This window comes from Pseudomonas fluorescens, from assembly GCF_041354075.1.
Lineage (GTDB): Bacteria > Pseudomonadota > Gammaproteobacteria > Pseudomonadales > Pseudomonadaceae > Aquipseudomonas > Aquipseudomonas fluorescens_CE.
Map to the genome: position 1 here is coordinate 212,808 of NZ_JARZGC010000003.1, position 25,700 is coordinate 238,507.

Here is a 25,700-nt window from a genome sequence, read left to right on the forward strand (position 1 = left end):
TTTCCATTTTATTTGACCAAGGCCTCTGGACAGGGCTTCTCCGGCGATTCCCCCTTATGCCCTGGAAGGTTTCATAAGCGCTTCATTATCAATGGAATGTACCCATGCACTGATCTATGTCAGACGATTGAATTGCTAACAGATTTATTCTGTTGTCTCTCTTCTCCTGCACTGGAGTCATGCGATGTCTGAAGCTCCCGGAAAACTGAAACTTGGTGCACTTGTTGCGTTGGTTGTTGGCTCGATGATCGGTGGCGGGATCTTTTCCCTGCCGCAGAACATGGCGGCCAGTGCCGATGTCGGTGCCGTGCTGATCGGGTGGGCAATCACTGCGGTTGGCATGCTGACCCTGGCCTTCGTGTTCCAGACCCTGGCCAATCGCAAACCCGATCTGGACGGCGGTGTCTATGCCTACGCCAAGGCCGGATTCGGCGACTACATGGGTTTCTCGTCCGCCTGGGGGTACTGGATCAGCGCCTGGCTGGGCAACGTCGGTTACTTCGTTTTGCTGTTCAGTACCCTGGGCTACTTTTTCCCGGTGTTCGGGGAGGGCAACACCCCGGCCGCGGTGATCGGCGCCTCGGTGCTGTTGTGGGCCGTGCATTTCCTGGTGCTGCGCGGGATCAAGGAAGCGGCGTTCATCAACCTGGTGACCACCGTCGCCAAGGTCGTGCCGCTGCTGCTGTTTGTCCTGATCGCGCTTTTCGCCTTCAAGCTGGACATCTTCACCGCTGACATCTGGGGCGTGAAAAACCCCGACCTGGGCAGTGTGATGAACCAGGTGCGCAACATGATGCTGGTCACCGTCTGGGTGTTCATCGGCATCGAGGGTGCAAGCATTTTCTCGGCCCGCGCGGAAAAACGCAGCGACGTCGGTAAAGCCACCGTGATCGGCTTCATCACCGTACTGCTGTTTCTGGTGCTGGTGAACGTGCTGTCGCTGGGCATCATGACTCAGCCGGAACTGGCCAAACTGCAGAACCCGTCGATGGCGGCCGTGCTGGAACACGTGGTCGGGCATTGGGGGGCGGTATTGATCAGCGTCGGCCTGATCATCTCGCTGCTGGGTGCGCTGCTGTCGTGGGTGCTGTTGTGTGCGGAGATCATGTTCGCTGCCGCCAAGGACCACACCATGCCGGAGTTCCTGCGCAAGGAAAACGCCAACCATGTGCCGGTCAATGCCCTGTGGCTGACCAACGCCATGGTGCAGCTGTTCCTGATCATCACGCTGTTTTCGGCCAGCACCTACCTGTCGCTGATCTACCTCGCCACCTCGATGATCCTGGTGCCTTACCTGTGGTCGGCCGCGTATGCATTGCTGTTGGCGGTGCGTGGCGAGAGTTACGAGAACGCGGCGTCCGAGCGCAGCAAAGACCTGTTCATCGGCGCTGTCGCCCTGATCTACGCGATCTGGCTGATCTACGCCGGTGGCGTCAAATACCTGCTGCTGTCGGCCTTGCTCTATGCCCCCGGCGCGATCCTGTTCGCCAAGGCCAAGCTTGAAGTCAACAAACCGGTTTTCACCAACGTCGAGAAGCTGATCTTCGCGGCAGTCATCGTCGGCGCCCTGGTGGCGGCGTACGGGCTGTACGACGGTTTCCTGACCCTGTAACGATTGTTTTGTCTGGAGGATCACTGTAATGACCACGGAAAAAGTTAAGTACGGCGTACATTCCGAAGCCGGCAAACTGCGCAAAGTCATGGTTTGCTCCCCCGGCCTGGCCCACCAGCGGCTGACCCCGAACAACTGTGACGAACTGCTTTTCGATGATGTGCTGTGGGTGGCCCAGGCCAAGCGTGACCATTTCGATTTCGTCACCAAAATGCGCGAGCGCGGAATCGATGTGCTGGAAATGCACAACCTGCTGACCGACATCGTCGCCATCCCCGAAGCGCTGGACTGGATCCTGGAGCGCAAGGTCACCGGCAACTCGGTCGGCCTGGGCCTGATCAATGAAGTCAAATCGTGGCTGAAAAGCCTGGAACCGCGCAAAGCGGCGGAATTCCTGATTGGCGGCGTGTCCGCCGATGACCTGCCGGACAGTTTCGGCGGCGAGACCATCAAGATGTTCCGCGACTTTCTCGGTCATTCCAGCTTCATCCTGCCGCCGCTGCCCAATACCCAGTTCACCCGCGACACCACCTGCTGGATCTACGGTGGCGTGACGTTGAACCCGATGTACTGGCCGGCGCGTCGCCAGGAAACCCTGCTGACCACCGCCATCTACAAGTTCCACCCGCAGTTCACCAACGCCGACTTCGAGATCTGGTACGGCGCCCCGGACCAGGACCACGGCAGCGCCACCCTCGAAGGCGGTGACGTGATGCCGATCGGTAACGGCGTGGTGCTGATCGGCATGGGCGAACGCTCGTCCCGCCAGGCCATCGGCCAACTGGCATTGAACCTGTTCAAGAACAAGGCGGTGGAACGCGTGATCGTCGCCGGCCTGCCCAAATCCCGCGCGGCGATGCACCTGGACACCGTGTTCAGCTTCTGCGACCGCGACCTTGTGACGATCTTCCCCGAGGTGGTGAACCAGATCGTCGCCTTCACCCTGCGCCCTGACGAAAGCAAACCAGGGCACATCGATATCCGCCGCGAACAAAGCAACTTCCTCGATACCGTGGCGGCCGCCCTCAACCTCAAGGCGTTGCGCGTCGTGGAAACCGGCGGCAACAGCTTCGCCGCCGAACGCGAGCAATGGGACGACGGCAATAACGTGGTCGCCGTCGAGCCCGGCGTGGTGATCGGCTATGACCGCAACACCTACACCAACACCCTGTTGCGCAAGGCCGGGGTGGAAGTCATCACCATCAGCGCCGGTGAACTGGGACGTGGACGTGGCGGTGGCCACTGCATGACCTGCCCGATCATCCGCGACCCGATCGATTACTGATTTCTGGAGATCCGACATGGCTTTCAATATTCATAACCGCAATCTGCTGAGCCTGGAACACCACACCCCTCGCGAATTGCGTTACCTGCTCGACCTGTCCCGCGACCTCAAGCGCGCCAAGTACACCGGCACCGAACAGCAGCATCTCAAGGGCAACAACATCGCGCTGATCTTCGAGAAAACCTCGACCCGCACCCGTTGCGCGTTCGAAGTCGCGGCCTATGACCAGGGGGCCAACGTCACCTACATCGACCCCAACTCTTCGCAAATCGGCCACAAGGAAAGCATGAAGGACACCGCCCGCGTCCTCGGGCGCATGTACGACGCCATCGAGTACCGTGGCTTCAAGCAGGAAATCGTCGAGGAACTGGCCAAGTTCGCCGGCGTGCCGGTGTTCAACGGCCTGACCGACGAGTACCACCCGACACAGATGATCGCCGACGTGTTGACCATGCGTGAGCACGCCGACAAGCCCATCCACGAGATCAGCTACGCCTACCTTGGTGATGCCCGCAACAACATGGGCAACTCGCTGCTCCTGGTCGGTTCCAAGCTGGGCATGGACGTGCGCATCTGCGCGCCCAAGGCTCTGTGGCCCCATGACGACCTGGTTGAGCGCTGCAACAAATACGCCGAGGAAAGCGGCGCGCGCATCACCCTGACCGAAGATCCGAAAGCGGCGGTCAAGGGCGTGGACTTCATCCACACCGACGTCTGGGTGTCGATGGGCGAGCCCGTCGAAGCCTGGGCCGAACGTATCCAGCAACTGCTGCCCTATCAGGTCAACGCCGAGTTGATGAAAGCCACCGGCAACCCGCGCACCAAGTTCATGCACTGCCTGCCGGCGTTCCACAACAGCGATACCAAGGTCGGCAAGCAGATTGCCGAGCAGTATCCGCACCTGAAGAACGGCATCGAGGTCACCGACGACGTGTTCGAGTCGCCGGCCTGCATTGCCTTCGAGCAGGCGGAAAACCGCATGCACACGATCAAGGCGATCCTGGTGTCGACCTTGGCTGATCTATAACGGCATCCCCGCTCTCACGGACGAAACACGGCCAATGTGGGAGCGGGCTTGCTCGCGAAGGCGATTGTTCAGGCGAAAAAATTGCGACTGATCCACCGCCTTCGCGAGCAAGCACGCTCCCACAGTCGATCCGGTTTCAATCGGAAGACGGGCGCATGCGAACTCACTGTTTAGAAGGACTGCATTATGCGTATCGTCGTAGCTCTGGGCGGTAACGCCCTGCTCCGCCGCGGTGAACCCATGACCGCGGACAACCAGCGTGCCAACATCCGCATTGCCACCGAGCAAATCGCCAAGGTCCACGCTGGCAATCAACTGGTCATCGCCCACGGCAATGGCCCCCAGGTGGGCCTGCTGTCGCTGCAGGCGGCGGCCTACACCTCGGTTTCGCCCTACCCGCTGGACGTGCTCGGCGCCGAAACCGAAGGCATGATCGGCTACATCATCGAACAGGAACTGGGCAACCTGCTGGACTTTGAAGTGCCCTTCGCCACCTTGCTGACCCAGGTTGAAGTCGACGCCAACGACCCGGCGTTCCAGAACCCGACCAAACCCATCGGCCCGGTGTACGCCAAGGCCGAAGCGGAAAAACTCGCCGCCGAAAAAGGCTGGGCGATTGCCCCGGACGGCGACAAGTTCCGCCGCGTGGTGGCCAGCCCACGGCCCAAGCGCATCTTCGAGATTCGCCCGATCAAATGGCTGCTGGAAAAAGGCAGCATCGTGATTTGTGCCGGTGGTGGCGGCATCCCGACGATGTATGGCGCCCAGGGCAAACTGCAAGGCGTCGAAGCCGTGATCGACAAGGACCTGTGCTCGGCGCTGCTGGCCGAACAGCTCGAGAGCGATCTGCTGGTGATCGCCACCGACGTCAACGGCGCGTACATCGACTTTGGCAAACCGACCCAGAAAGCCATCAGCTACGCTCATCCCGACGAAATCGAAAAGCTCGGTTTCGCCGCCGGCTCCATGGGCCCCAAGGTTCAGGCAGCCTGCGAGTTCGCACGCCATACTGGAAAAACGGCGGTGATCGGTTCACTGTCGGACATCGAGGCGATCGTCCAGGGCAGCGCCGGCACGCGCATCAGTACGGCGAAGCCCGGGATAACTTACCTATAAGGAGAAACGTCAATGGCAACGTTCGAGCCCGGTCACTTGCACATCGAGCGCCACGCGCTTACCGCTGACGACGTCAGCTACAACATCTGCATCGACTATGAGGTCACGCAGGATCCCAAGGAAGGCAAAGGGATGCTCTTCACCCTGCATGGCAGCATTCAAGGCAAGGACGTGAAGGAGTCGTTCTACCTGCCCAAGGACCAGGCTTACAACTTCGCCAGCAACGTGACGAAAATCGCCGAGAAATACGGCATTCCCAAAGTCCACAGCAGCATCGGCTCGATCCATAAACACTACGACGCAATGTTCGAGGACGTGCGCGTGCAACTGAACATGAAATCCGGCGACCCGGTCAAACCCGAGCACCTCGAATAACGCCGCCCCCCTGTAGGAGCGAGCATGCTCGCGATGGAGTATCAGGCACCGCGGGGCATCAGGATGCCAGCGTCATCGTTGACGACCATCGCGACGGTTCGACGCCTCGACATGCTCGCTCCTACAGGGATTTCACCAATCCCCCGCCCCAAGGCATACTTGCCACCCTCCGCTCGTCAGATTGAAAACCGCCCCATGCGTATCCACGTCAGCTTCATCGACCGCGTCGGCATTACCCAGGAAGTCCTGGCCTTGCTCGGTGGGCGCAACCTCAATCTGGATGCGGTGGAAATGGTGCCGCCCAACGTGTACATCGACGCCCCGACCCTGAGCCCCGAAGTCCTCGAAGAGCTGCGCGACGCACTGCTCAGCGTGCGCGGCGTGCAGGCGATGACGGTGGTCGACATCCTTCCCGGCCAGCGCCGTCACTTGCAACTCGACGCCTTGCTGGCTGCCATGACCGATCCGGTTCTGGCCCTGGACAGTGCCGGCAAGGTGCTGCTGGCCAACCCCGCCCTGATCGCCCTGTACGGTCGTGAACCGGCCGGTGAAAGCGTGGCCGAGCTGTTTGCCGATCCGGCGCTGCTCGACGCCTTGCTGGAACAAGGCTTCCGCTTGCCGCTACGGGAGATCACGCTCAATGGCCAGACCCTGCTGCTGGACGCGACGCCCATCACCGACGCCGGCGCGCTGCTGACGCTCTACCAGCCGAACCGGATCGGCGAACGCCTGTCGGCGCTGCACCACGACCATGCCGAAGGCTTCGATGCGCTGATCGGCGAATCTCCGGCGATCCGCACCCTCAAGGCCCGGGCCCAACGGGTGGCGGCGCTGGATGCGCCGCTGCTGATCCAGGGGGAAACCGGCACCGGCAAAGAATTGGTGGCCCGCGCCTGCCACGCCATCAGCACGCGCCACAGTGCGCCGTTCCTCGCCCTGAACTGTGCGGCACTGCCGGAAAACCTCGCCGAGAGCGAGCTGTTCGGCTATGCCCCCGGCGCCTTCACCGGCGCGCAACGGGGCGGTAAACCGGGACTGATGGAGCTGGCGAACCAGGGCACGGTGTTTCTCGACGAGATCGGCGAGATGTCGCCGTACTTGCAGGCCAAACTGCTGCGGTTTCTCAATGACGGCAGTTTCCGCCGGGTCGGCGGCGATCGCGAGGTCAAGGTCAATGTGCGCATCCTCAGCGCCACCCACCGCGACCTGGAAAAGATGGTCAGCGAAGGCGCGTTCCGTGAAGACCTGTTCTATCGCCTCAATGTCCTCAACGTCGAGGTCCCGCCGCTGCGCGAACGGGGCCAGGACATCCTGTTGCTGGCCCGCTATTTCATGCAGCAGGCCTGTGCGCAGATCCAGCGCCCGGTCTGCCGACTGGCACCGGGCACGTATCCGGCGCTGCTGGGTAACCGCTGGCCGGGCAACGTCCGTCAATTGCAGAACGTGATCTTCCGCGCCGCCGCCATCTGCGAAAGCCCCCTGGTGGACATCGGCGACCTCGACATCGCCGGCACCTCCGTGGCGCGCCAGAACGACAGCGAAGTCGACAGCCTGGAACAGGCGATGGAAGCGTTCGAGAAGACCTTGCTGGAAAAGCTCTACGTCAGCTACCCCTCGACCCGGCAACTGGCCAGCCGCCTGCAAACCTCGCACACGGCGATTGCCCATCGGCTGCGCAAGTACGGGATTCCCAATAAGGCATAGGCCCGCTCCCGCAAGGGTATGCACAAGATTTTAGATAGTCCCAAAACGACATCCGCTGTACTGAAAGCGCTACAGCGGAACGATATCGCTACACCCATCCCCAATCAGCGCCGCGCAAGGCTTTGATCCCACTACGCTTTTATCCGCGCCCCTGCGTGTAGCGATTTCGCTACACATCGACCATTTTACGCGCCCCTCATAAAACATAACTCATTGTTTTATAACGATAAAAAAACATTGGCCGTGTTCTTGCTAAGTATCGTCCTTATTAAAAGCAGGGCTTTAGCCCCAAGCCTTTCCACTGCGTCCACCAGACGAGTCTGGCCCCTTAGGAGTTTCCATGAGCGAGTTGCGTTTTACTGAAGATCACGAATGGCTGCGCGCCGAAGCAGACGGCAGCGTTACCGTCGGCATCACGGCCTTCGCACAGAACGCCCTGGGCGACGTGGTTTTCGTACAACTGCCCGAGCTGCAGGCTTATGAAAAAGGCGCAGAAGCCGCCACCGTGGAATCGGTCAAGGCCGCCAGCGGCGTATACATGCCCCTCGATGGCGAAGTCCTGGAAGTCAATCCGGCGCTGGACAGCAGCCCTGAACTGGTCAACGAAGACCCGCTGGGCGAAGGCTGGTTCTTCCGCTTTCAGCCGGCCGACGCCTCGGCGGTGGCCAAACTGCTCGACCAGGACGCCTACGACCGCCTGATCAAAGCCAACGCCGAAGCCTGAGGAGCACGCACATGACTCAAGTCAACCTGAGCACCGCCAACGAATTCATCGCCCGTCACATCGGCCCGCGCTCCGGCGATGAGCAAGCCATGCTCAACAGCCTCGGTTTCGACTCGCTGGAAGCGTTGAGCGCCAGCGTGATTCCGGAAAGCATCAAAGGCACCAGCGTGCTCGATATGGATGACGGCCTTAGTGAAGCCGACGCCCTGGCGCTGATCAAGGGCATCGCCGGCAAGAACCAACTGTTCAAGACCTTCATCGGCCAGGGTTACTACGGCACCCACACGCCGGCGCCGATCCTGCGCAACCTGCTGGAAAACCCGGCCTGGTACACCGCGTACACCCCGTACCAGCCAGAAATTTCCCAGGGCCGCCTCGAAGCGTTGCTGAACTTCCAGACCCTGATCAGCGACCTCACCGGCCTGCCGATCGCCAACGCCTCCCTGCTTGACGAAGCCACCGCTGCCGCCGAAGCCATGACCTTCTGCAAACGCCTGAGCAAGAACAAGGGCAGCCACCAGTTCTTCGCTTCCGCCCATTGCCACCCGCAGACCCTCGACGTGCTGCGCACCCGCGCCGAGCCGCTGGGCATTGACGTGGTCGTCGGTGACGAGCGCGAACTGAGCGACGTGACGCCGTTCTTTGGCGCCCTGTTGCAGTACCCGGCGAGCAACGGTGACCTGTTCGACTACCGCGAACTGACCGAACGCTTCCACGCCGCCAACGCCCTGGTGGCCGTCGCGGCCGACCTGCTGGCCCTGACCCTGCTCACCCCGCCGGGCGAGTTCGGCGCCGACGTGTCCATCGGCAGCGCGCAACGCTTCGGCGTACCGCTGGGCTTCGGTGGCCCGCACGCGGCGTACTTCTCCACCAAGGACGCGTTCAAGCGCGACATGCCGGGCCGTCTGGTCGGCGTGTCCGTGGACCGTTTCGGCAAGCCGGCCCTGCGCCTGGCCATGCAGACCCGCGAGCAACACATCCGTCGCGAGAAAGCCACCAGCAACATCTGCACCGCACAAGTGCTGCTGGCCAACATCGCCAGCATGTACGCCGTTTACCATGGCCCCAAAGGCCTGACGCAGATTGCCCAGCGCATCCATCACCTGACCGCGATCCTGGCCAAAGGCCTGAGCGCCCTGGGCCTGGTCGTCGAGCAAGCCCACTTCTTCGATACCCTGACGCTGAACACCGGCGCGAACACTGCCCGCCTGCACGACAAGGCGCGCGCCCAGCAGATCAACCTGCGCGTGGTCGATGCCGAACGCCTGGGCCTGTCCCTTGACGAAACCTCGTCTCAAGCGGACGTGGAAACCCTGTGGGCCCTGCTGGCCGAAGGCAAGGCGCTGCCGGACTTCGCTGCGCTGGCTGCCACTGTACAAAGCAGCGTCCCGGCCGCGCTGGTTCGCCAGTCGCCGATCCTCAGCCACCCGGTGTTCAACCGTTACCACTCGGAAACCGAGCTGATGCGCTACCTGCGCAAGCTCGCCGACAAGGACCTGGCGCTGGATCGCACCATGATCCCGCTGGGCTCCTGCACCATGAAACTCAACGCCGCCAGCGAAATGATCCCGGTGACCTGGGCCGAGTTCGGCGCCCTGCACCCCTTCGCGCCGGCCGAGCAAAGCGCCGGATACCAGCAACTGACCGACGAACTGGAAGCGATGCTGTGCGCCGCCACCGGTTACGACTCGATCTCGCTGCAACCGAACGCCGGCTCCCAAGGTGAATACGCCGGCCTGCTGGCCATTCGTGCCTACCACCAGAGCCGTGGCGAAGACCGTCGCGACATCTGCCTGATCCCGTCGTCCGCCCACGGCACCAACCCGGCCACCGCCCAGATGGCCGGCATGCGGGTCGTCGTGACCGCGTGCGATGCCCGTGGCAACGTCGATATCGAAGACCTGCGCGCCAAGGCCATCGAGCACCGCGAGCACCTCGCCGCGCTGATGATCACCTACCCGTCGACCCACGGCGTGTTCGAGGAAGGCATCCGCGAAATCTGCGGCATCATTCATGACAACGGCGGCCAGGTGTACATCGACGGCGCCAACATGAACGCAATGGTCGGCCTCTGCGCACCGGGCAAGTTCGGCGGCGACGTCTCGCACCTGAACCTGCACAAGACCTTCTGCATCCCTCACGGCGGTGGCGGCCCGGGCGTCGGCCCGATTGGCGTGAAATCGCACCTGGCGCCATTCCTGCCGGGCCACGCGCAGATGGAACGCAAGGAAGGCGCGGTCTGCGCAGCGCCGTTCGGCAGCGCGAGCATCCTGCCGATCACCTGGATGTACATCCGCATGATGGGTGGCGCCGGCCTGAAGCGGGCTTCGCAGCTGGCGATCCTCAATGCCAACTACATTTCCCGCCGCCTCGAAGAGCACTACCCGGTGCTCTACACCGGCAGCAACGGCCTGGTGGCGCACGAATGCATCCTCGACCTGCGCCCGCTGAAAGACAGCAGCGGCATCAGCGTCGATGACGTGGCCAAGCGCCTGATCGATTTCGGCTTCCACGCCCCGACCATGTCGTTCCCGGTCGCCGGCACGCTGATGATCGAGCCGACCGAAAGTGAATCCAAAGAAGAACTGGACCGCTTCTGCGACGCCATGATCCGCATCCGCGAAGAAATCCGCGCGGTGGAAAACGGCACCCTCGACAAGGATGACAACCCGCTGAAAAACGCCCCGCACACGGCGGCGGAGCTGGTCGGCGAGTGGTCGCACCCCTACAGCCGCGAGCAGGCGGTGTACCCGGTTGCGTCGCTGATCGAAGGCAAATACTGGCCACCGGTCGGTCGCGTCGACAACGTTTTCGGCGACCGCAACCTGGTGTGCGCCTGCCCGTCGATCGAAAGCTACGCTTGAATGAATGAGGGGTCAGTCAGCTGACCTCGCATCACTGAAATGCCCCCCTGTGGGAGCGGGCTTGCTCGCCAAAGCGGGGTGTCAGTCCCATCTGCCTCAACTGACACACCGCTTTCGCGAGCAAGCCCGCTCCCACAGGGAATGTGCATCAAATTTCAAACGCGCCAATACCCATAACAAGAAACCGGAGAACAACCATGTCTTTAAGCGTGTTCGACCTGTTCAAGATTGGCATCGGCCCCTCCAGTTCCCACACCGTCGGCCCGATGCGCGCAGCCGCTCGCTTCGCCGAAGGGTTGCGGCGTGACGCCCTGCTGGCCGCCACCACCTGCGTCAAGGTCGAGCTCTACGGCTCGCTGGGCGCCACCGGCAAGGGTCACGGCAGCGACAAGGCCGTGTTGCTGGGCCTGGAAGGCGAACACCCGGATACCGTGAACACCGAAACCGTTGCCGCCCGCCTGCTGGATATTCGCGGCAACGGTCGCTTGAACCTGCTGGGCGAACACAGCATCGCGTTCAACGAAAAAGAACACCTGGCGATGATCCGCAAGCCGCTGGCCTATCACCCCAATGGCATGATCTTCCGTGCATTCGACGCGGCGGGCCTGCAGATTCGCAGCCGCGAATACTACTCGGTCGGGGGTGGCTTCGTGGTCGATGAAGACGCTGCCGGTGCCGACCGCATCGTCGAAGACGCCACTCCCCTGACCTTCCCGTTCACCATGGCCAAGCAATTGCTGGGGCATTGCACCACCTATGGCCTGTCGATCAGCCAGGTGATGCTGACCAACGAAAGTGCCTGGCGTCCGGAAGCGGAGACTCGCGCCGGCCTGCTGAAGATCTGGCAAGTGATGCAGGACTGCGTCGACGCCGGCTGTCGCAACGAAGGCATCTTGCCCGGCGGGCTCAAGGTCAAACGCCGGGCAGCGGCACTGCATCGACAGCTGTGCAAGAACCCGGAATCCTCGTTGCGTGACCCGCTGTCCGTGCTGGACTGGGTCAACCTGTACGCCCTGGCGGTCAACGAAGAAAACGCCAACGGCGGACGCGTGGTCACGGCGCCCACCAATGGCGCGGCGGGCATCATTCCGGCCGTGCTGCATTACTACATGCGCTTCATCCCCGGTGCCAACGAAGACGGTGTGGTGCGCTTCCTGCTGACGGCTGCGGCCATCGGCATTCTCTACAAGGAAAACGCCTCGATCTCCGGCGCCGAAGTCGGTTGCCAGGGTGAAGTCGGGGTGGCGTGCTCGATGGCCGCCGGCGCGTTGTGCGAAGTGCTGGGCGGCAGCGTGCAGCAAGTGGAAAACGCCGCCGAGATCGGCATGGAACACAACCTCGGCCTGACCTGCGACCCGATTGGCGGGCTGGTGCAAGTCCCCTGCATCGAGCGCAACGCCATGGGCTCGGTCAAGGCCATCAATGCGGTGCGCATGGCCATGCGCGGCGACGGGCAACATTTTGTCTCGCTCGACAAGGTCATCCGCACCATGCGCCAGACAGGCGCCGACATGAAAAGCAAATACAAGGAAACCGCCCGAGGCGGTTTGGCGGTCAACATTATCGAGTGCTGATGCACGCATCCGCACGATCTACAGGAGCTGGATATGTCCACCGAACAACTGTTGAAAACCCCGTTGCACGCCCTGCACATCGAACTTGGCGCCCGTATGGTGCCGTTCGCCGGCTACGACATGCCGGTGCAATACCCTCTGGGCGTGATGAAGGAACACCAGCACACCCGTGATCAGGCCGGCCTGTTCGACGTATCGCACATGGGCCAGATCCGCCTGAGCGGTGCGCATGCCGCAAAAGCACTGGAAAGCCTGGTGCCAGTGGACATCCTCGACCTGCCCGTGGGCATGCAGCGCTACGCAATGTTCACCAACGAAACCGGCGGCATTCTCGACGACCTGATGGTCGCCAACCTGGGTAACGACGAACTGTTCCTGGTGGTCAACGCTGCCTGCAAGGAGCAGGACCTGGCGCACCTGCGCAAACACATCGGCGAGCAATGCACCGTCGAGCCGCTGTTCGAGGAACGCGCGCTGCTGGCCTTGCAAGGCCCCGCCGCCGTGACCGTACTCGCACGCCTGGCCCCGCAAGTGGCGAAGATGACCTTCATGCAATTCACCCGCGTGAAACTGCTGGGCGTGGACTGCTACGTCAGCCGCTCGGGTTATACCGGTGAAGACGGGTTCGAAATCTCCGTGCCAGCCAGCAGCGCCGAAGCCCTGGCCCGCGCCCTGCTCGCCGAGCCGGAAGTCGAAGCCATCGGCCTCGGTGCCCGGGACTCGTTACGCCTGGAAGCCGGCCTGTGCCTCTATGGCCACGACATGAACACCGACACCAGCCCGATCGAAGCGAGCCTGCTGTGGGCCATCTCCAAACCACGTCGTGCCGACGGCGCGCGTGCTGGCGGCTTCCCGGGCGCCGAGGCGATCTTCGGCCAACAGCAAGCCGGCGTCAGCCGCAAGCGCGTCGGCCTTCTGCCTCAGGAACGCACCCCGGTGCGTGAGGGCGCAGAAATCGTCAACGAAGCCGGCGATATCATCGGCAGCGTGTGCAGCGGCGGTTTCGGTCCGACCCTGGGCGCACCACTGGCCATGGGTTACCTGGACAGCGCCTACACCGCTATCGACACGCCAGTCTGGGCGATCGTACGTGGGAAAAAGGTGTCACTGCTTGTAAGCAAAATGCCATTTGTCCCACAACGCTACTATCGCGGTTGATTGACTGTTTCTATAAGTAACGCGGTTGCGTTAACAGTGCACTAATGTGTAACGCAACCGCCATAAAACAGTGCATTACCTTCGTTTATGAACGTTGCTTATAACGTTCGAAAACGATTGAACGCTATTCCTGAATAAGATGCCTGCAGTAGGCTGCCTAACGCCACCAAACCGAGTAAAACCGGGCCTCTCGCGGGGCTTGTTTTTTCTCCCATAGTTGGCGTAGAGTTTGCTCACTGTGTTTGCATGGGTCGCTTGGAATCGTGACCTGGGCAGTAGCCTACAAGTTAGCTACATCCCGTTCGACGTCTTCTTACTCTCCTGCAACCAGCCCCAGTACTCTTTCACAAGAAGGAGGCTGTCATTAATTTAGCGTCAAAGGAAATAAGAAATGTCCCAACGTCAGAGCGGTACCGTCAAGTGGTTTAACGACGAGAAAGGTTTTGGTTTTATCACTCCAGAAAGCGGTCCGGATCTGTTCGTGCATTTCCGCGCTATCCAGGGCAACGGCTTCAAGAGCCTGAAAGAAGGCCAGAAAGTGACTTTCGTCGCCGTGCAAGGCCAGAAAGGCATGCAGGCTGACGAAGTACAAGCAGAAGCCTGATCTTCTGTAACGAAAAAGCCCCTGATGCTGACATCAGGGGCTTTTTTGTGCGCGTAAATCCGTAAAATGGGCTTCTTTTTTCCAGGGACCCCTGTCATGTCGAAACACCTGCTCAAACCACAGGGCGATTTTCCCGCCGCGACCCTGGGTCGTCGCCTGGCAGCGATGTTCTATGACTTCCTGCTGTGCACCGCCCTGCTGATCGTGACCAGCGGCCTCTACAAGATGATCCAGATGGCGATCATCGGCGAGGACAGGATGCGCGCACTCACCGAAGCCGGCGCGCTGGATGGCGACCCGTTGCTCTCGACCGTGCTGCTGTTCGTGCTGTTCGGTTTCTTCGCCAAGTTCTGGACCCTGTCCGGTCAGACCCTGGGCATGCAGGTGTGGTGCATCCGCGTGCAAAACGCCGACGGCTCCTCCATCAGCCTGTGGCAGGCGCTGCTGCGCTTTATCGTGTCCATTGCATCACTGCTGTGCGTTGGCCTCGGGTTCTTCTGGGCACTGTTCGATAAACAGAAACGCAGTTGGCATGACATGTACTCGGGCACCGAACTGGTGCGGATTCCGAAGAAGACCAAATAATTTACAGCGTAAAAACCATTGTGGGAGCGGGCCTGCTGGCGAATGTACCAGTCAGCGCCTAAGTCGACTGACGGCCTTCGCGAGCAAGCCCGCTCCCACATTTTTACCGACTGACGGACGTTACGCGTTACCGGCCAGCTTCATCCGTGCGGCCTGAGTGAAATCCAGCATGCGCTTGAGCGGGCGGATCGCCTGGGGAATCAATGCCGGGTCGACAAAGATCTCGTTGCTCCCCTCTTTCAGGCACTTGAGCGTGCGCTCGAGCGTATTCATCGCCATCCATGGGCAATGTGCACAGCTGCGGCACGCCGCGCCATTACCGGCCGTAGGCGCCTCGATAAAGATCTTGTCCGGACACAGCTGCTGCATCTTGTAGAAGATGCCTCGGTCAGTGGCGACGATCAGCGTCTTGTTCGGCAGTGACTGCGCCGCCGCGATCAGTTGGCTGGTCGAGCCGACGGCATCCGCCAGTTCGATCACCGAGGTCGGCGACTCCGGGTGCACCAGGATGGCGGCGTCGGGGTACAGCGCCTTCATGTCTTCGAGCTGCTTGGACTTGAACTCTTCGTGAACGATGCAGGCGCCATCCCACAGCAGCATGTCCGCGCCGGTCTGGCGCTGGATGTAGGTGCCCAGGTGCTTGTCCGGGCCCCAGATGATGGTTTCGCCGTTGTCCATCAGGCTTTCGACGATCTCCAGCGCGCAGCTGGAGGTTACAACCCAATCTGCCCGGGCTTTGACCGCGGCCGAGGTATTGGCGTACACCACCACGGTGCGTTCCGGGTGCTGATCGCAGAACGCCGAGAATTCCTCCACCGGGCAACCCAGGTCCAGCGAGCAGGTCGCTTCCAGCGTCGGCATCAGCACACGCTTTTCGGGGTTGAGGATCTTGGCGGTTTCACCCATGAACTTGACGCCGGCAACCACCACGGTCTTGGCCGGATGAGCATTGCCGAAGCGGGCCATTTCCAGGGAATCGGAAACACAGCCGCCGGTCTCTTCGGCCAGCGCCTGGATGATCGGATCACAGTAGAAGTGGGCCACCAGCACGGCGTCCTGAGCCTTGAGCTCGGCAGCGATGGCAGCACGGTAATGAGCCTCTTCCTCAACCGTCAGCGGTTTGGGCTGTTTGGCATCGAGGTGGGCTTGAACCAGAAGGCGTTCGGAAATCTGCGTCATGTTCGCAAGACCTGCAGGCGCATTCGCGCGAAAGTCGAGTATACACCCGGCTCCGGACCCTCAAGGGCACCGCCGGGAAAGTGGGTATTCATCAGGCACGGTGAAGCTGCGCAAGGCTACAGAATATCCGGCGGATGCAAAAGGTGATTCTGACGTGGGTCATGTGCAGCCGCCTCGCATGGGGGCAACCCTGAATCGCAGGCAAAAAAAAATCCGGAAATCCTCACTTGCGTGGGCCTTCCAGACTTTTAAAACTACAAAAATGGTGGGTCGTGTGGGATTCGAACCTACGACCAATTGGTTAAAAGCCAACTGCTCTACCAACTGAGCTAACGACCCGCTGTGTGGTGGCGCGTATAATACTGATTTTTATAGGTTATTCAACACCTTATTTGAAATAAATCAAAAATAAGGGGTTGGATCGCTGATTCCCGCCGCTGCGAAGCCTTCCGCACGCAGTCTGCAGCTGTCGCATTTGCCACAGGCACGCCCCGCGTTATCGGCCTGATAGCAGGAAACGGTCAGCCCGTAATCGACGCCAAGCTTCACACCCGCCTCAACGATTTGCGCCTTGCTCAGGTTCTGCAGCGGCGCCTGAATGCGGAAACCCTTGCCTTCGACGCCGGCCTTGGTCGCGAGGTTGGCCATGCGTTCGAAGGATTCGATGAACTCGGGACGGCAGTCCGGGTAGCCGGAGTAATCCACGGCGTTTACACCGATGAAAATGTCACGCGCACCGAGCACTTCGGCCCAGCCCAGGGCCAGGGACAGGAACACGGTGTTGCGGGCCGGTACATAGGTCACCGGAATACCTTCACCGGCTTCTTCCGGCACATCGATGCGGGTGTCGGTGAGCGCCGAACCGCCCATGCCGTTCAAATCCAGGCCAATCACCTTGTGCTCGACCACGCCCAGGTCCCGGGCAACGCGTTCGGCCGCATGCAGCTCGGCGTGGGAGCGCTGACCGTAGTTGAAGCTCATGGTGTAGCACTCGTAGCCCTGTGCCCGCGCCATGGCCACGACCGTTGCCGAGTCGAGGCCACCGGACAGCAGGATGACCGCGCGTTTTGGTGCAGCATTGGTGTGTTCAATCATGTCAGCGCCCCGGCTCGTCGTTCCAAAGATATTTATGCAGCTGCAATTGCAAACGGACCGGCAGGTTGTCGGCCACCACCCAATCCGCCAGGTCCCGTGCATTCAGGTCATGGTGGCTTGGGGAGAACAGGACTTCGCCGGCACGCCGCTCCAGTCCGTACTGAATCAGCTTGGAGACCGCCCAGTCATAGTCTTCGCGCGAACAGATGACAAATTTCACCTGGTCATTGGGCGTGAGCAGCTCGATGTTCTCGTAGCGGTTACGGTGCGCTTCCTTCGAGTCCGGGGTCTTGAGGTCGACGACACGGCTGACCCGTGGATCGACCGCCGAGATGTCCAGTGCACCACTGGTTTCCAGTGACACTTCGTAACCGGCGTCGCACAGCTGCTTGAGCAAGGGGATGGCGTTGGGTTGCGCCAGCGGCTCACCGCCGGTGACGCACACGTAACGCGGGCGAAAGCCCGCGACCTGCTCGAGGATATCGTCGAGGGTGCGTACGGTCCCGCCGGAAAACGCGTAGGCGCTGTCGCAGTATTGGCAACGCAGAGGGCAACCGGTCAGGCGCACAAAAACAGTGGGCAGCCCGGCAGTCCGCGTTTCCCCCTGCAACGAGTAGAAAACTTCGGTGATTCTCAATGTGTCTTGCATAGTCGCCACGGGCGTAACAGCTAAACAGGCTGTCCGCCTCCGTCAGGCACTTCAAGGAACCCCGCCAACGCGCAGGCCCCAAAAAGCGTGTTTCATAAAAAGGGCGTGAATTCTAACGAAAAAACCCGCGACAAGCGCGGGTTTCTTCCAGACAGCTCAAGCAGATTACATGCGCTGCAGATCGCGTTGAGCTAACTGAGCAGCGGAAGTGCCCGGATATTGGGACACAACTTGTTGCAGAATACCTTTGACCTTGTCCTGATGACCCAGGCGGCGTTCCACATCAGCCAGCTTGTACAGCGAATCAGGCACCTTGTTGTGCTTGGGGTACAACTGCGAAACCTTGGCAAAAGCCTGACCTGCGCCTTGCAGATCGCCCTTGGCCAGGTTCACTTCGCCCAACCAGTACTGGGCATTGCCGGCGTACTGGCTGTTCGGGTACTTACGCAGGAAAGCGCTGAAAGCCTGGCTGGCCTTGTCGAAGTCCTTGGCCTTGATCAGGTCGAAGGCTGCGTCGTAATACAGCTTTTCCTTCGCCGGATCAGCCGGTTCGCTACCGGCGGCAGGCGCTTGAGTAGCAGCGGCGGTCGCTCCGGCGCCGGCTGCTGCACCGGCGGCGTCGCCACCGGTGGAAGAATTATCAGGAGTCGCGGCGGGTGCAACGCCGGATCCGATGCGCCGATCAAGATCCTGGTATCGCTCCAGGGATTCCTGCTTCATGCGCGAAACTTGATTCTGCAGCTCTTCAATCACACCTTGCTGGCGCGATATCTGATCCTGCATCTGTTGCAGTTGATTGAACAGCATACCCTGTGCCGAGGCAGGGGCCGTAACCCCTCCCCCGGCATAGGCGCCGTTCGTACCGTAACCCGCAGGCGGATAACTGCTCCCGCTATTGTTATAGCCGGAGTTGTCCTCGACCACAGGAACCGCAGCCCACACCGCAAGCGGTGCGAGACTGAGAGCCAATACAGTTACAGCACGACGGCACGTTCGCATATCGAATTACTTACGCAGTTCGACGCGACGGTTTTGAGCCCAGGACTGCTCGTCGTTGCCGGTAGCAACTGGACGCTCTTCGCCGTAGGAAACGAGTTCCAGCTGAGCTGGGGAAACACCTTGCAGTACCAGGTAGCGCTGAACGGCTTTCGCACGACGCTCGCCCAGTGCCATGTTGTACTCACGAGTACCACGTTCGTCGGTGTTGCCTTCCAGAACAACGCGAGCGCCGTTTGCTTTCAGGTCCTTGGCGTGAACGTCCAGGGAGCGCATGGCTTCTGGCTTCAGGTCCGAGCTGTCGTATTCGAAGTAGAAGGTGGTGATTGCGCGCAGAGCAGCTTCTTCGCTCAGGGAGCCGTCAACAGCACCAGTGTTAGCGCCGTAACCAGCGTTTGGATCAACAGCGCCTTCACCGGCGTTGTCGCCGCCTTTGGACGAGCAACCTACAGCTACAGCCATGGCCAGAGCCAGCGCAGCAAATTTACCAAACTTCAGCATTTCCATCGTGAAACTCCTAATGAACCCCAGTGTGTTAAGTAAAACGTGTAGCGCCGCGTCAGTTCAGGTAAGGGGACCAGGAAGGTTCTCTGACTTCGCCTTGTGCGGTAGGAAGCGGGAGCCTTACGCGTCCGTTGATGGACACGAGCATCAAGACTCCCCGGCCCTGCTGGCGGGTGGCGTAGATTACCATGGTGCCGTTGGGCGCAACAGTAGGCGACTCGTCCAGAGTGCTATCAGTGAGGATTTTTACACTTCCTCGCTGCAAATCCTGGGCTGCCACCTTGAAATTGGTGAAGCCGTCCTGGCGGTGAATCATCACCAGGGTCTTTTCATCAGCCGAGAGTTTCGGGTTGGCGTTGTAGTTGCCAACGAAGGTCACCCGCTCCGCGCCACCACCGCCCACGCTGGTTTTGTAGATCTGCGGCTTGCCGCCACGGTCCGAGGTGAAGTAGATGGTCGAACCATCCTTGCCCCAGAACGGCTCGGTGTTGATGCCGGGACCGCTGGTGACACGGGTGATCTGACGCGAACCCAGGTTCATCACATAGATATCCGGGTTACCGTCCTTGGACAGCACGAACGCCAGGCGATTGCCATCCGGCGACCAGGCAGGCGCGCCATTCAGGCCTTCGAAATTGGTGAGCTGCTCACGGCGACCGGTGTCGATGTTCTGCATGAAGATACGCGGACGCTTCTGCTCGAACGACACATAGGCAATGCGCTTGCCATCCGGTGCGAAACGCGGCGACAGGATCGGCTCGCGCGATTGCAGCAGGGTCACGGCGCGGGCGCCGTCGTAGTCCGAACGTTGCAGGGTGTAGCGCGTGTTCTTCTCGGAGAAGCGCTCGGCCGTCACGTACAACAGACGCGTGGAGAACGCACCTTTGATACCGGTGAGTTTTTCGAACGACTGGTCGGCGATGTAGTGCGCCATGTCACGCAGTTGATCGACACCACCCGACACGCTGCCGGTCAGCACTTGCTGCTCGGTAGCGACGTTGAACAGGGCGTATTGCACCTGCAGGCGACCGCCGGCCGGAGCGATGCTGCCGACCATGACGTACTGGGCACCCAGCGCCTTGAAGTCACGGAAAATGATTTCGCTGGCCTGGCTTGGCTGGCTGATCATGTTCTGCTTCGGAATCGGCGCGTAGTAACCCGAGTTGCGCAGGTCGTTGCCGATGATTTCCGCCATGTCATCCGGCAACACGCTGCCGCCCTGGTTACCGAAAGGTACGACGGCAATCGGCGTCGCCCGATCGCTGCCGCTGGTGACCAGAATGTTTTTCTCATCTGCCATCGCGAGCCCTGCCATGCAGCAGATCACGACCAGCATTCCTCGAAGAAGGTTTCTCACAAGGCTAGATCCTCAGGTGTAAATGTCATCTTGAACGAACGATACGGAGCGAAATCACTCGGCTTCATTCCCTGCATTTCAGTCAAACGTCCAATATTCTTCACCGCTGCCACGGCCGATGCGTCGAACGGACCGTCACCACTGGACTTGGCCACGCTGACCGAAGTCACCGTGCCGTCGGGCAACATGCCGATCTGCAACACCACCGTCATGCCCTTGCGCGCCGAAGGTGGGCGAGCCCAGCCCTCCGCTGCACGAGCGCGAATCAGGTCATCGAAACTGCCAGCGACTTCGTCACCCTGCTCATCCGCCAAGGCCTGCTGACGCTGCGGCGTGTCGGAAAGCAGGTCTGCCAAGGCCTGAGCCTTTTTATCTTCGGCAGATTTACGTGCCGCATCCTGCGCTTTCTTCTTCGCAGCATCGGCAGCAGCTTTCTTCTTCGCGTCCTCGGCGACTTTCTTCTTCGCCTCTTCAGCTTCAGCTTTCTTCTTGGCGTCTTCCGCGGCTTTCTTCTTCGCGTCTTCGACGATCTTCTTCTTCGCTTCTTCAGCGGCCGCTTTCTTGGCCTCTTCTTCAGCAGCCTTCTTGGCCTCTTCCTCGGCTTTCTTCTTGGCTATATCAGCCAATTGTTTCTCTTCTGCCTTCTTGGCTTCCGCGGTCTTCTTCGCTTCATCGGCTTTCTTGGCTTCATCAGCCTTTTTCGCCTCTTCCGCTTTCTTCGACTCGTCGGCCTTCTTGGCTTCCTCGGCCTTTTGAGCCGCTTCTTCTTTCTTTTGTTCCGCAGCCTTTATCGCTTCCTGCTCAACCTTCTTCTGTTCCATCTGTTCGACTTCAGTCTGACGCGCGGCGGATTTCTTCGCCTCACCCGCAATCTTCTGATTGGTCTGGGTCGTTGCCTGACTTTTCGATTTCAGCTGGTACAGAGTGGCCTGAACGATCGGCTTGGCCGGCGGCAGCTCCGGCGTGAAGGCGAAACTGACGAACAACATGCCGAAAACCAGCACGTGCAAGCAAATCGCCCAGACACTGGGCCAGAAGTAGCTTTCCGAGGCTGTTGGCTCTCGCTGTTGCTGCATCAGGGTGCCTCGGTAATCAGACCAACGTTACCGACCCCGGCTTTCTGCAACCCGCCCATCGCCCCCATGACGGCACCGTAATCAACGGTCTTGTCGCCACGAATGAACACCTGGGTGTGTTTGCCGCCTTCGTTGCCGTTGCGAATGATCTTGGTCACCGCATCCGTCATCTGCGGCAGGGTCATGGCGCGATCCTGCTGTTTCTCGGTGTCGACTTCGCTGCCAAGGTTCCAGTAGTAGGTCTTGTCAGCCTTGATCGAAATGGTCAGGACCTGAGTGTTGTTGTCCTGCGGCAAGGCTTCGCTGGAAACCTTGGGCAGATCCACTTTCACGCCCTGGTTGAGCATCGGCGCGGTCACCATGAAGATAACCAGCAGTACCAGCATCACGTCGATGTAAGGCACCACGTTCATCTCGGCGACCGGCTTGCGCTTGTTGCGGGCTCGAGCGATTAAAGCCATTGGAAAATACCTGCTTAGTCTTCGCTGGTGTGCACTTTGCGGTGCAGGATCGCCTGGAATTCATCGGCGAAGGTGTAGTAGCGGCCGATCAGCGTTTCGCTGCGGGCGGCGAAACGGTTGTAGGCGATAACGGCCGGAATCGCGGCGAACAGACCGATGGCGGTCGCGATCAGGGCTTCGGCGATACCCGGGGCCACGGTGGCCAGGGTCGCTTGCTGGGCAGTGGCCAGGCCACGGAAGGAGTTCATGATCCCCCAGACGGTACCGAACAGACCGATGTACGGGCTGACGGAACCCACGGTGGCGAGGAACGGCAGGCTCTGCTCGAGCTTTTCTTCTTCGCGGGAAATGGCCACGCGCATGGCACGGGCCACGCCTTCCATGACCGCTTCCGGGTCAACGCCTGGCTGCTGACGCAGACGGGAGAACTCCTTGAAGCCGGCGCGGAAGATCTGCTCGACGCCGGAATCCGGATCCGGGTTGCTGCCGGCCTGACGGTAGAGTTTGGACAGGTCGATACCCGACCAGAAGCGCTCTTCAAAGCTCTCCAGGGCACGTCGACCGGCGCGCAGCAGGTTGCTGCGCTGAAAAATCATGATCCATGAGGTCACCGATGCGGCTACCAGGGTCAGCATCACCAGTTGCACCACGATACTGGCATTGCTGACCAGGCTCCACATGGAGGAATGGTCGACGACGTTAGCTTCCACGCTTTATCTCCTGCTTTGAGTGTGTACCCGCGCCGCTCACGTCGGCAAAGGCCGCACGTAGAGTTTCGGGAATGGCCCGGGGTTTCAGACTGTTGGTGCGCACACAGGCCACCAGGAACTGCCCTTCACAGAGCAGCGCATCATCCGCAGCCCGCCTGACCTGCTGTTTGAAGCGCAGGCTGACGCGGTTCAATTCGATTACTTCAGCGCTTACCAGCAGTTCGTCGTCCAGTCGCGCCGGCGCGTGGTAGCGCGCTTCGCTGGAATGCACGACGAACAACAGGTCCTCCCCTGCCAGCTGGGATTGGGCAAAGCCCAGCTCCCGGAGCCGCTCGGTTCGAGCCCGTTCCATAAACTTGAGGTAATTGACGTAATACACGATGCCGCCGGCGTCGGTGTCCTCGTAATAAACGCGACAACGATGTGCGAACGGCTCAAGCCCGTTTTGCGCGCGCATACTCTAGTGCTTACTCCTCAGGTTGCCAATCCGGCCAGGCAACTGTTTTTCATGGTTCTGCGGCTTTACCGGAGAAAGTACGGTCCTAGGACAGCACAATGCCCGAAAAATCAGCGCGCAGACGTTAATTAATCGTCAGCACCGTCAAGAAACTCGTCTACCACGGGCATTTCGCCCAATCGTGACGGAATGTTTAAGCCAAAATGCAGGTACGCATGCCGCGTGACGACCCGGCCCCGGGGCGTGCGCATGATGTAGCCCTGCTGAATCAGGTAGGGCTCCAGCACATCCTCGATGGTGTGACGTTCCTCACTGATGGCGGCGGCGAGGCTGTCGACGCCGACCGGCCCACCGTCGAACTTCTCGATCATGGTCAACAGCAGGCGCCGGTCCTGATGATCGAAACCACGCTCATCGACATCCAGCAGGTTCAAGGCCAGGTCGGCAATCGGCTTGGTGATGTGGCCCTTGCCGCGAACTTCGGCGAAGTCGCGAACCCGGCGCAACAACCGGTTGGCGATCCGTGGGGTGCCACGGGCGCGACGGGCAATTTCGAAAGCCCCGTCCGGGTCCAGCGGCAAACCGAGGATAGTGGCCGAACGGCCGACAATCGTGGCCAGGTCGGCGGTGCTGTAGAACTCCAGCCGCTGAACGATGCCGAACCGGTCCCGCAGCGGGTTGGTCAACATGCCGGCACGCGTCGTCGCGCCCACCAGGGTAAAGGGTGGCAAGTCCAGCTTGATCGAGCGCGCCGCCGGCCCTTCGCCGATCATGATGTCGAGCTGGAAGTCTTCCATGGCCGGGTACAGCACTTCTTCGACGATCGGCGACAAGCGGTGGATTTCGTCGATGAACAGCACGTCGTGCGGCTCGAGGTTGGTCAACAGCGCGGCCAGGTCACCCGGGCGCTCGAGGACAGGCCCGGAGGTGCTTTTGATCGACACGCCCATTTCCTGGGCAATGATGTTTGCCAGCGTGGTCTTGCCCAGGCCTGGCGGACCGAAGATCAGCGTGTGGTCCAGAGACTCGCTGCGCCCGCGAGCCGCCTGGATGAACAACTCCATTTGCTCGCGCACGGTCGGCTGGCCAATGTACTCCGCCAGGCTGACAGGACGAATCGCCCGGTCCTGGACTTCCTCGCGCTCACGTGGTGCCGGCGAGGCGGTTATCAGACGATCAGCTTCAATCACTTAGATCATTCCCTTCAGGGCACGACGAATCATGTCTTCACTGCTCAAACCTTTCTCCTTGATCGCGGACACCGCCTTGCTCGCCTCCTGCGGCTTGTAGCCCAGGGAAATCAACGCGCTGACCGCGTCGGTTTCGGCGCTGGCCACCGGTGCCACGTCCGGCCCGCCAGGCTGGTTGGGCACCAGAGCGAACATTGCCGGGACGGTTTCCCAGGCCTTGAAGCGGTCCTTGAGCTCCACCAGCAAACGCTCGGCGGTCTTTTTGCCGACGCCCGGCACCTTGGTCAGCGCCGAGGTGTCTTGGGACTGCACGCAACGTACCAGCTCATCGACTTCCAGGCTCGACATCAAGGCCAGCGCCAATTTTGGCCCGACCCCATTGAGACGGATCAACTCGCGAAAAAAGTCTCGCTCACGTTTGCTGGCGAACCCATAGAGTAACTGCGCGTCTTCACGCACGACCAAATGGGTGTGCAGCGTCAGCGGTTCACCGACCGACGGCAAGCGGTACAAGGTGGTCATGGGTACTTCCAGTTCGTAGCCCAGGCCGTTTACATCCAGAATCAGGTGCGGCGGCTGCTTCTCAGCCAGGGTACCGCGCAAGCGTCCAATCACGTTACAGATCCTTGAGCGTTGGCCAGGGTGTACTGGCGACTGACAGAACGAGGGTTTCACGCCGACGACACAGGCACAAAACCCTCATTCCGGAAAAATGATTGCTGATGCTATCAGAGACGCAGGCGTCCGCCACGACTGCGTGCGGCGCCCAGGCCGTGGGGCAGCAAGCTGGAACGGGTGTGGGCATGGCAGATGGCGATGGCCAGGGCGTCGGAGGCGTCGATTTGCGGCTTGCTGGTCAGTTTCAGCATGTGCATGACCATCATCTGCACCTGCTCCTTGTTGGCCGCGCCCGTGCCGACCACCGCCTGTTTGACCTGGGTCGCGCTGTACTCGGCGATTTCCAGGCTTTCTTCGGCACCGGCGACGATGGCGGCGCCCCGGGCCTGCCCCAGTTTCAGGGCGGAGTCGGCGTTGCGCGCCATGAAGACCTTTTCGATGCCCATGGTCACCGGGTGGTAGGTCTGAATGATTTCCCGCACCCCCCGATAGACAATCTGCAAGCGCTCATGCAGCTCACCGGCGCCGGTGCGAATGCAGCCGGAGGCCACGTACTCGCAGCCACGACCGGTATCGCGCACCACGCCGTAACCGGTAATGCGTGAACCGGGGTCGATACCAAGAATTAAAGTCATAACGCCTGCGATCAACTAAACAAATAACAAATGTGGGAGCGGGCTTGCTCGCGAAGAGGCCGTATAAAAAAGCGACCAACATTGCGTGGAAAAACCGTTTAGGGGCAACACCCCCCCCCCCAAAAAACCCCCGCGGGCGTGACCC

Annotated in this window: 25 protein-coding genes and 1 tRNA gene; 12 read left to right on the plus strand and 14 right to left on the minus strand. The window is 60.7% G+C overall.

All coding sequences use genetic code 11. From position 1 onward, the window contains the following. Nucleotides 1-184 precede the first annotated feature (184 nt). From arcD to QIW53_RS05265, 12 genes are all read left to right on the plus strand, one after another. Nucleotides 185-1,612 (plus strand): arginine-ornithine antiporter, encoded by a 1,428-nt coding sequence (gene arcD, locus QIW53_RS05210; protein WP_192305597.1) that lies wholly within the window; start codon nucleotides 185-187, stop codon nucleotides 1,610-1,612. A gap of 28 nt (nucleotides 1,613-1,640) precedes the next feature. Further along, nucleotides 1,641-2,897: an arginine deiminase gene (gene arcA / locus QIW53_RS05215; RefSeq protein ID WP_371048587.1), complete on the plus strand. Its 1,257-nt coding sequence runs from the start codon at nucleotides 1,641-1,643 to the stop codon at nucleotides 2,895-2,897. A gap of 16 nt (nucleotides 2,898-2,913) precedes the next feature. Beyond that, the gene (locus QIW53_RS05220) at nucleotides 2,914-3,924 is read left to right on the plus strand and encodes an ornithine carbamoyltransferase (RefSeq protein WP_192305593.1); all 1,011 of its coding nucleotides are present in this window, start codon (nucleotides 2,914-2,916) and stop codon (nucleotides 3,922-3,924) included. A gap of 186 nt (nucleotides 3,925-4,110) precedes the next feature. Then, nucleotides 4,111-5,040: a carbamate kinase gene (gene arcC, locus QIW53_RS05225; protein ID WP_371048588.1), complete on the plus strand. Its 930-nt coding sequence runs from the start codon at nucleotides 4,111-4,113 to the stop codon at nucleotides 5,038-5,040. Between the two features lie 12 nt (nucleotides 5,041-5,052). Then, nucleotides 5,053-5,415: a DUF5064 family protein gene (locus QIW53_RS05230; RefSeq protein WP_371048589.1), complete on the plus strand. Its 363-nt coding sequence runs from the start codon at nucleotides 5,053-5,055 to the stop codon at nucleotides 5,413-5,415. Between the two features lie 195 nt (nucleotides 5,416-5,610). After that, nucleotides 5,611-7,119, plus strand: coding sequence for a sigma-54-dependent transcriptional regulator (locus tag QIW53_RS05235; protein ID WP_371048590.1), 1,509 nt, complete (start codon nucleotides 5,611-5,613; stop codon nucleotides 7,117-7,119). A 340-nt stretch (nucleotides 7,120-7,459) separates the two neighbouring features. Beyond that, complete coding sequence (gene gcvH / locus QIW53_RS05240) at nucleotides 7,460-7,843, plus strand: glycine cleavage system protein GcvH (RefSeq protein WP_371048591.1); 384 nt, start codon at nucleotides 7,460-7,462, stop codon at nucleotides 7,841-7,843. A gap of 11 nt (nucleotides 7,844-7,854) precedes the next feature. After that, nucleotides 7,855-10,707 (plus strand): aminomethyl-transferring glycine dehydrogenase, encoded by a 2,853-nt coding sequence (gene gcvP, locus QIW53_RS05245; protein WP_371048592.1) that lies wholly within the window; start codon nucleotides 7,855-7,857, stop codon nucleotides 10,705-10,707. Between the two features lie 197 nt (nucleotides 10,708-10,904). Next, the gene (locus QIW53_RS05250; RefSeq protein ID WP_371048593.1) at nucleotides 10,905-12,281 is read left to right on the plus strand and encodes an L-serine ammonia-lyase; all 1,377 of its coding nucleotides are present in this window, start codon (nucleotides 10,905-10,907) and stop codon (nucleotides 12,279-12,281) included. A gap of 33 nt (nucleotides 12,282-12,314) precedes the next feature. Continuing rightward, nucleotides 12,315-13,439: a glycine cleavage system aminomethyltransferase GcvT gene (gene gcvT / locus QIW53_RS05255; protein WP_371048594.1), complete on the plus strand. Its 1,125-nt coding sequence runs from the start codon at nucleotides 12,315-12,317 to the stop codon at nucleotides 13,437-13,439. Nucleotides 13,440-13,830: 391 nt separating this feature from the next. Further along, nucleotides 13,831-14,043 (plus strand): cold-shock protein, encoded by a 213-nt coding sequence (locus tag QIW53_RS05260; protein WP_003175786.1) that lies wholly within the window; start codon nucleotides 13,831-13,833, stop codon nucleotides 14,041-14,043. Between the two features lie 96 nt (nucleotides 14,044-14,139). Further along, nucleotides 14,140-14,628 carry an RDD family protein gene (locus tag QIW53_RS05265; RefSeq protein WP_371048595.1) on the plus strand — a complete coding sequence of 163 codons (489 nt, stop codon included), beginning with the start codon at nucleotides 14,140-14,142 and terminating at the stop codon, nucleotides 14,626-14,628. 120 nt (nucleotides 14,629-14,748) lie between these two features. Here QIW53_RS05265 and nadA read toward each other — a convergent pair whose 3' ends face one another. The 14 genes from nadA to ruvC all read right to left on the minus strand — a co-directional run bounded on the left by nadA (nucleotide 14,749) and on the right by ruvC (nucleotide 25,555). After that, the gene (nadA, locus tag QIW53_RS05270) at nucleotides 14,749-15,807 is read right to left on the minus strand and encodes a quinolinate synthase NadA (protein ID WP_371048596.1); all 1,059 of its coding nucleotides are present in this window, start codon (nucleotides 15,805-15,807) and stop codon (nucleotides 14,749-14,751) included. Between the two features lie 263 nt (nucleotides 15,808-16,070). After that, nucleotides 16,071-16,146 (minus strand) — tRNA-Lys (locus QIW53_RS05275). A gap of 63 nt (nucleotides 16,147-16,209) precedes the next feature. Further along, nucleotides 16,210-16,902, minus strand: a complete 693-nt coding sequence (queC, locus tag QIW53_RS05280) for a 7-cyano-7-deazaguanine synthase QueC (RefSeq protein WP_371048597.1) — start codon at nucleotides 16,900-16,902, stop codon at nucleotides 16,210-16,212. Nucleotide 16,903: 1 nt separating this feature from the next. Further along, the gene (gene queE / locus QIW53_RS05285) at nucleotides 16,904-17,551 is read right to left on the minus strand and encodes a 7-carboxy-7-deazaguanine synthase QueE (protein WP_192305571.1); all 648 of its coding nucleotides are present in this window, start codon (nucleotides 17,549-17,551) and stop codon (nucleotides 16,904-16,906) included. 165 nt (nucleotides 17,552-17,716) lie between these two features. Further along, a complete protein-coding gene (gene ybgF, locus QIW53_RS05290) occupies nucleotides 17,717-18,550 on the minus strand; it encodes a tol-pal system protein YbgF (RefSeq protein ID WP_371048598.1) in 834 nt (277 codons plus the stop codon). A gap of 6 nt (nucleotides 18,551-18,556) precedes the next feature. Continuing rightward, nucleotides 18,557-19,054, minus strand: a complete 498-nt coding sequence (pal, locus tag QIW53_RS05295) for a peptidoglycan-associated lipoprotein Pal (protein WP_150772357.1) — start codon at nucleotides 19,052-19,054, stop codon at nucleotides 18,557-18,559. Between the two features lie 52 nt (nucleotides 19,055-19,106). After that, the gene (tolB, locus tag QIW53_RS05300; protein ID WP_371048731.1) at nucleotides 19,107-20,387 is read right to left on the minus strand and encodes a Tol-Pal system beta propeller repeat protein TolB; all 1,281 of its coding nucleotides are present in this window, start codon (nucleotides 20,385-20,387) and stop codon (nucleotides 19,107-19,109) included. Nucleotides 20,388-20,404: 17 nt separating this feature from the next. Next, nucleotides 20,405-21,484 carry a cell envelope integrity protein TolA gene (gene tolA / locus QIW53_RS05305; RefSeq protein WP_192305567.1) on the minus strand — a complete coding sequence of 360 codons (1,080 nt, stop codon included), beginning with the start codon at nucleotides 21,482-21,484 and terminating at the stop codon, nucleotides 20,405-20,407. Next, nucleotides 21,484-21,936, minus strand: a complete 453-nt coding sequence (gene tolR, locus QIW53_RS05310) for a protein TolR (protein WP_371048732.1) — start codon at nucleotides 21,934-21,936, stop codon at nucleotides 21,484-21,486. The genes tolA and tolR overlap by 1 nt, the downstream gene beginning before the upstream one ends. 23 nt (nucleotides 21,937-21,959) lie before the next feature. Continuing rightward, nucleotides 21,960-22,655, minus strand: a complete 696-nt coding sequence (tolQ, locus tag QIW53_RS05315) for a protein TolQ (protein ID WP_224537974.1) — start codon at nucleotides 22,653-22,655, stop codon at nucleotides 21,960-21,962. Next, the gene (gene ybgC / locus QIW53_RS05320; protein WP_371048599.1) at nucleotides 22,645-23,112 is read right to left on the minus strand and encodes a tol-pal system-associated acyl-CoA thioesterase; all 468 of its coding nucleotides are present in this window, start codon (nucleotides 23,110-23,112) and stop codon (nucleotides 22,645-22,647) included. The genes tolQ and ybgC overlap by 11 nt, the downstream gene beginning before the upstream one ends. Nucleotides 23,113-23,240: 128 nt before the next feature. Next, nucleotides 23,241-24,302, minus strand: coding sequence for a Holliday junction branch migration DNA helicase RuvB (ruvB, locus tag QIW53_RS05325; RefSeq protein ID WP_371048600.1), 1,062 nt, complete (start codon nucleotides 24,300-24,302; stop codon nucleotides 23,241-23,243). Further along, nucleotides 24,303-24,917, minus strand: a complete 615-nt coding sequence (gene ruvA / locus QIW53_RS05330; RefSeq protein WP_192305559.1) for a Holliday junction branch migration protein RuvA — start codon at nucleotides 24,915-24,917, stop codon at nucleotides 24,303-24,305. A gap of 113 nt (nucleotides 24,918-25,030) precedes the next feature. After that, entirely contained in the window at nucleotides 25,031-25,555 is a 525-nt protein-coding gene (ruvC, locus tag QIW53_RS05335; protein WP_192305557.1) for a crossover junction endodeoxyribonuclease RuvC, read from the minus strand. Nucleotides 25,556-25,700 lie beyond the last annotated feature (145 nt).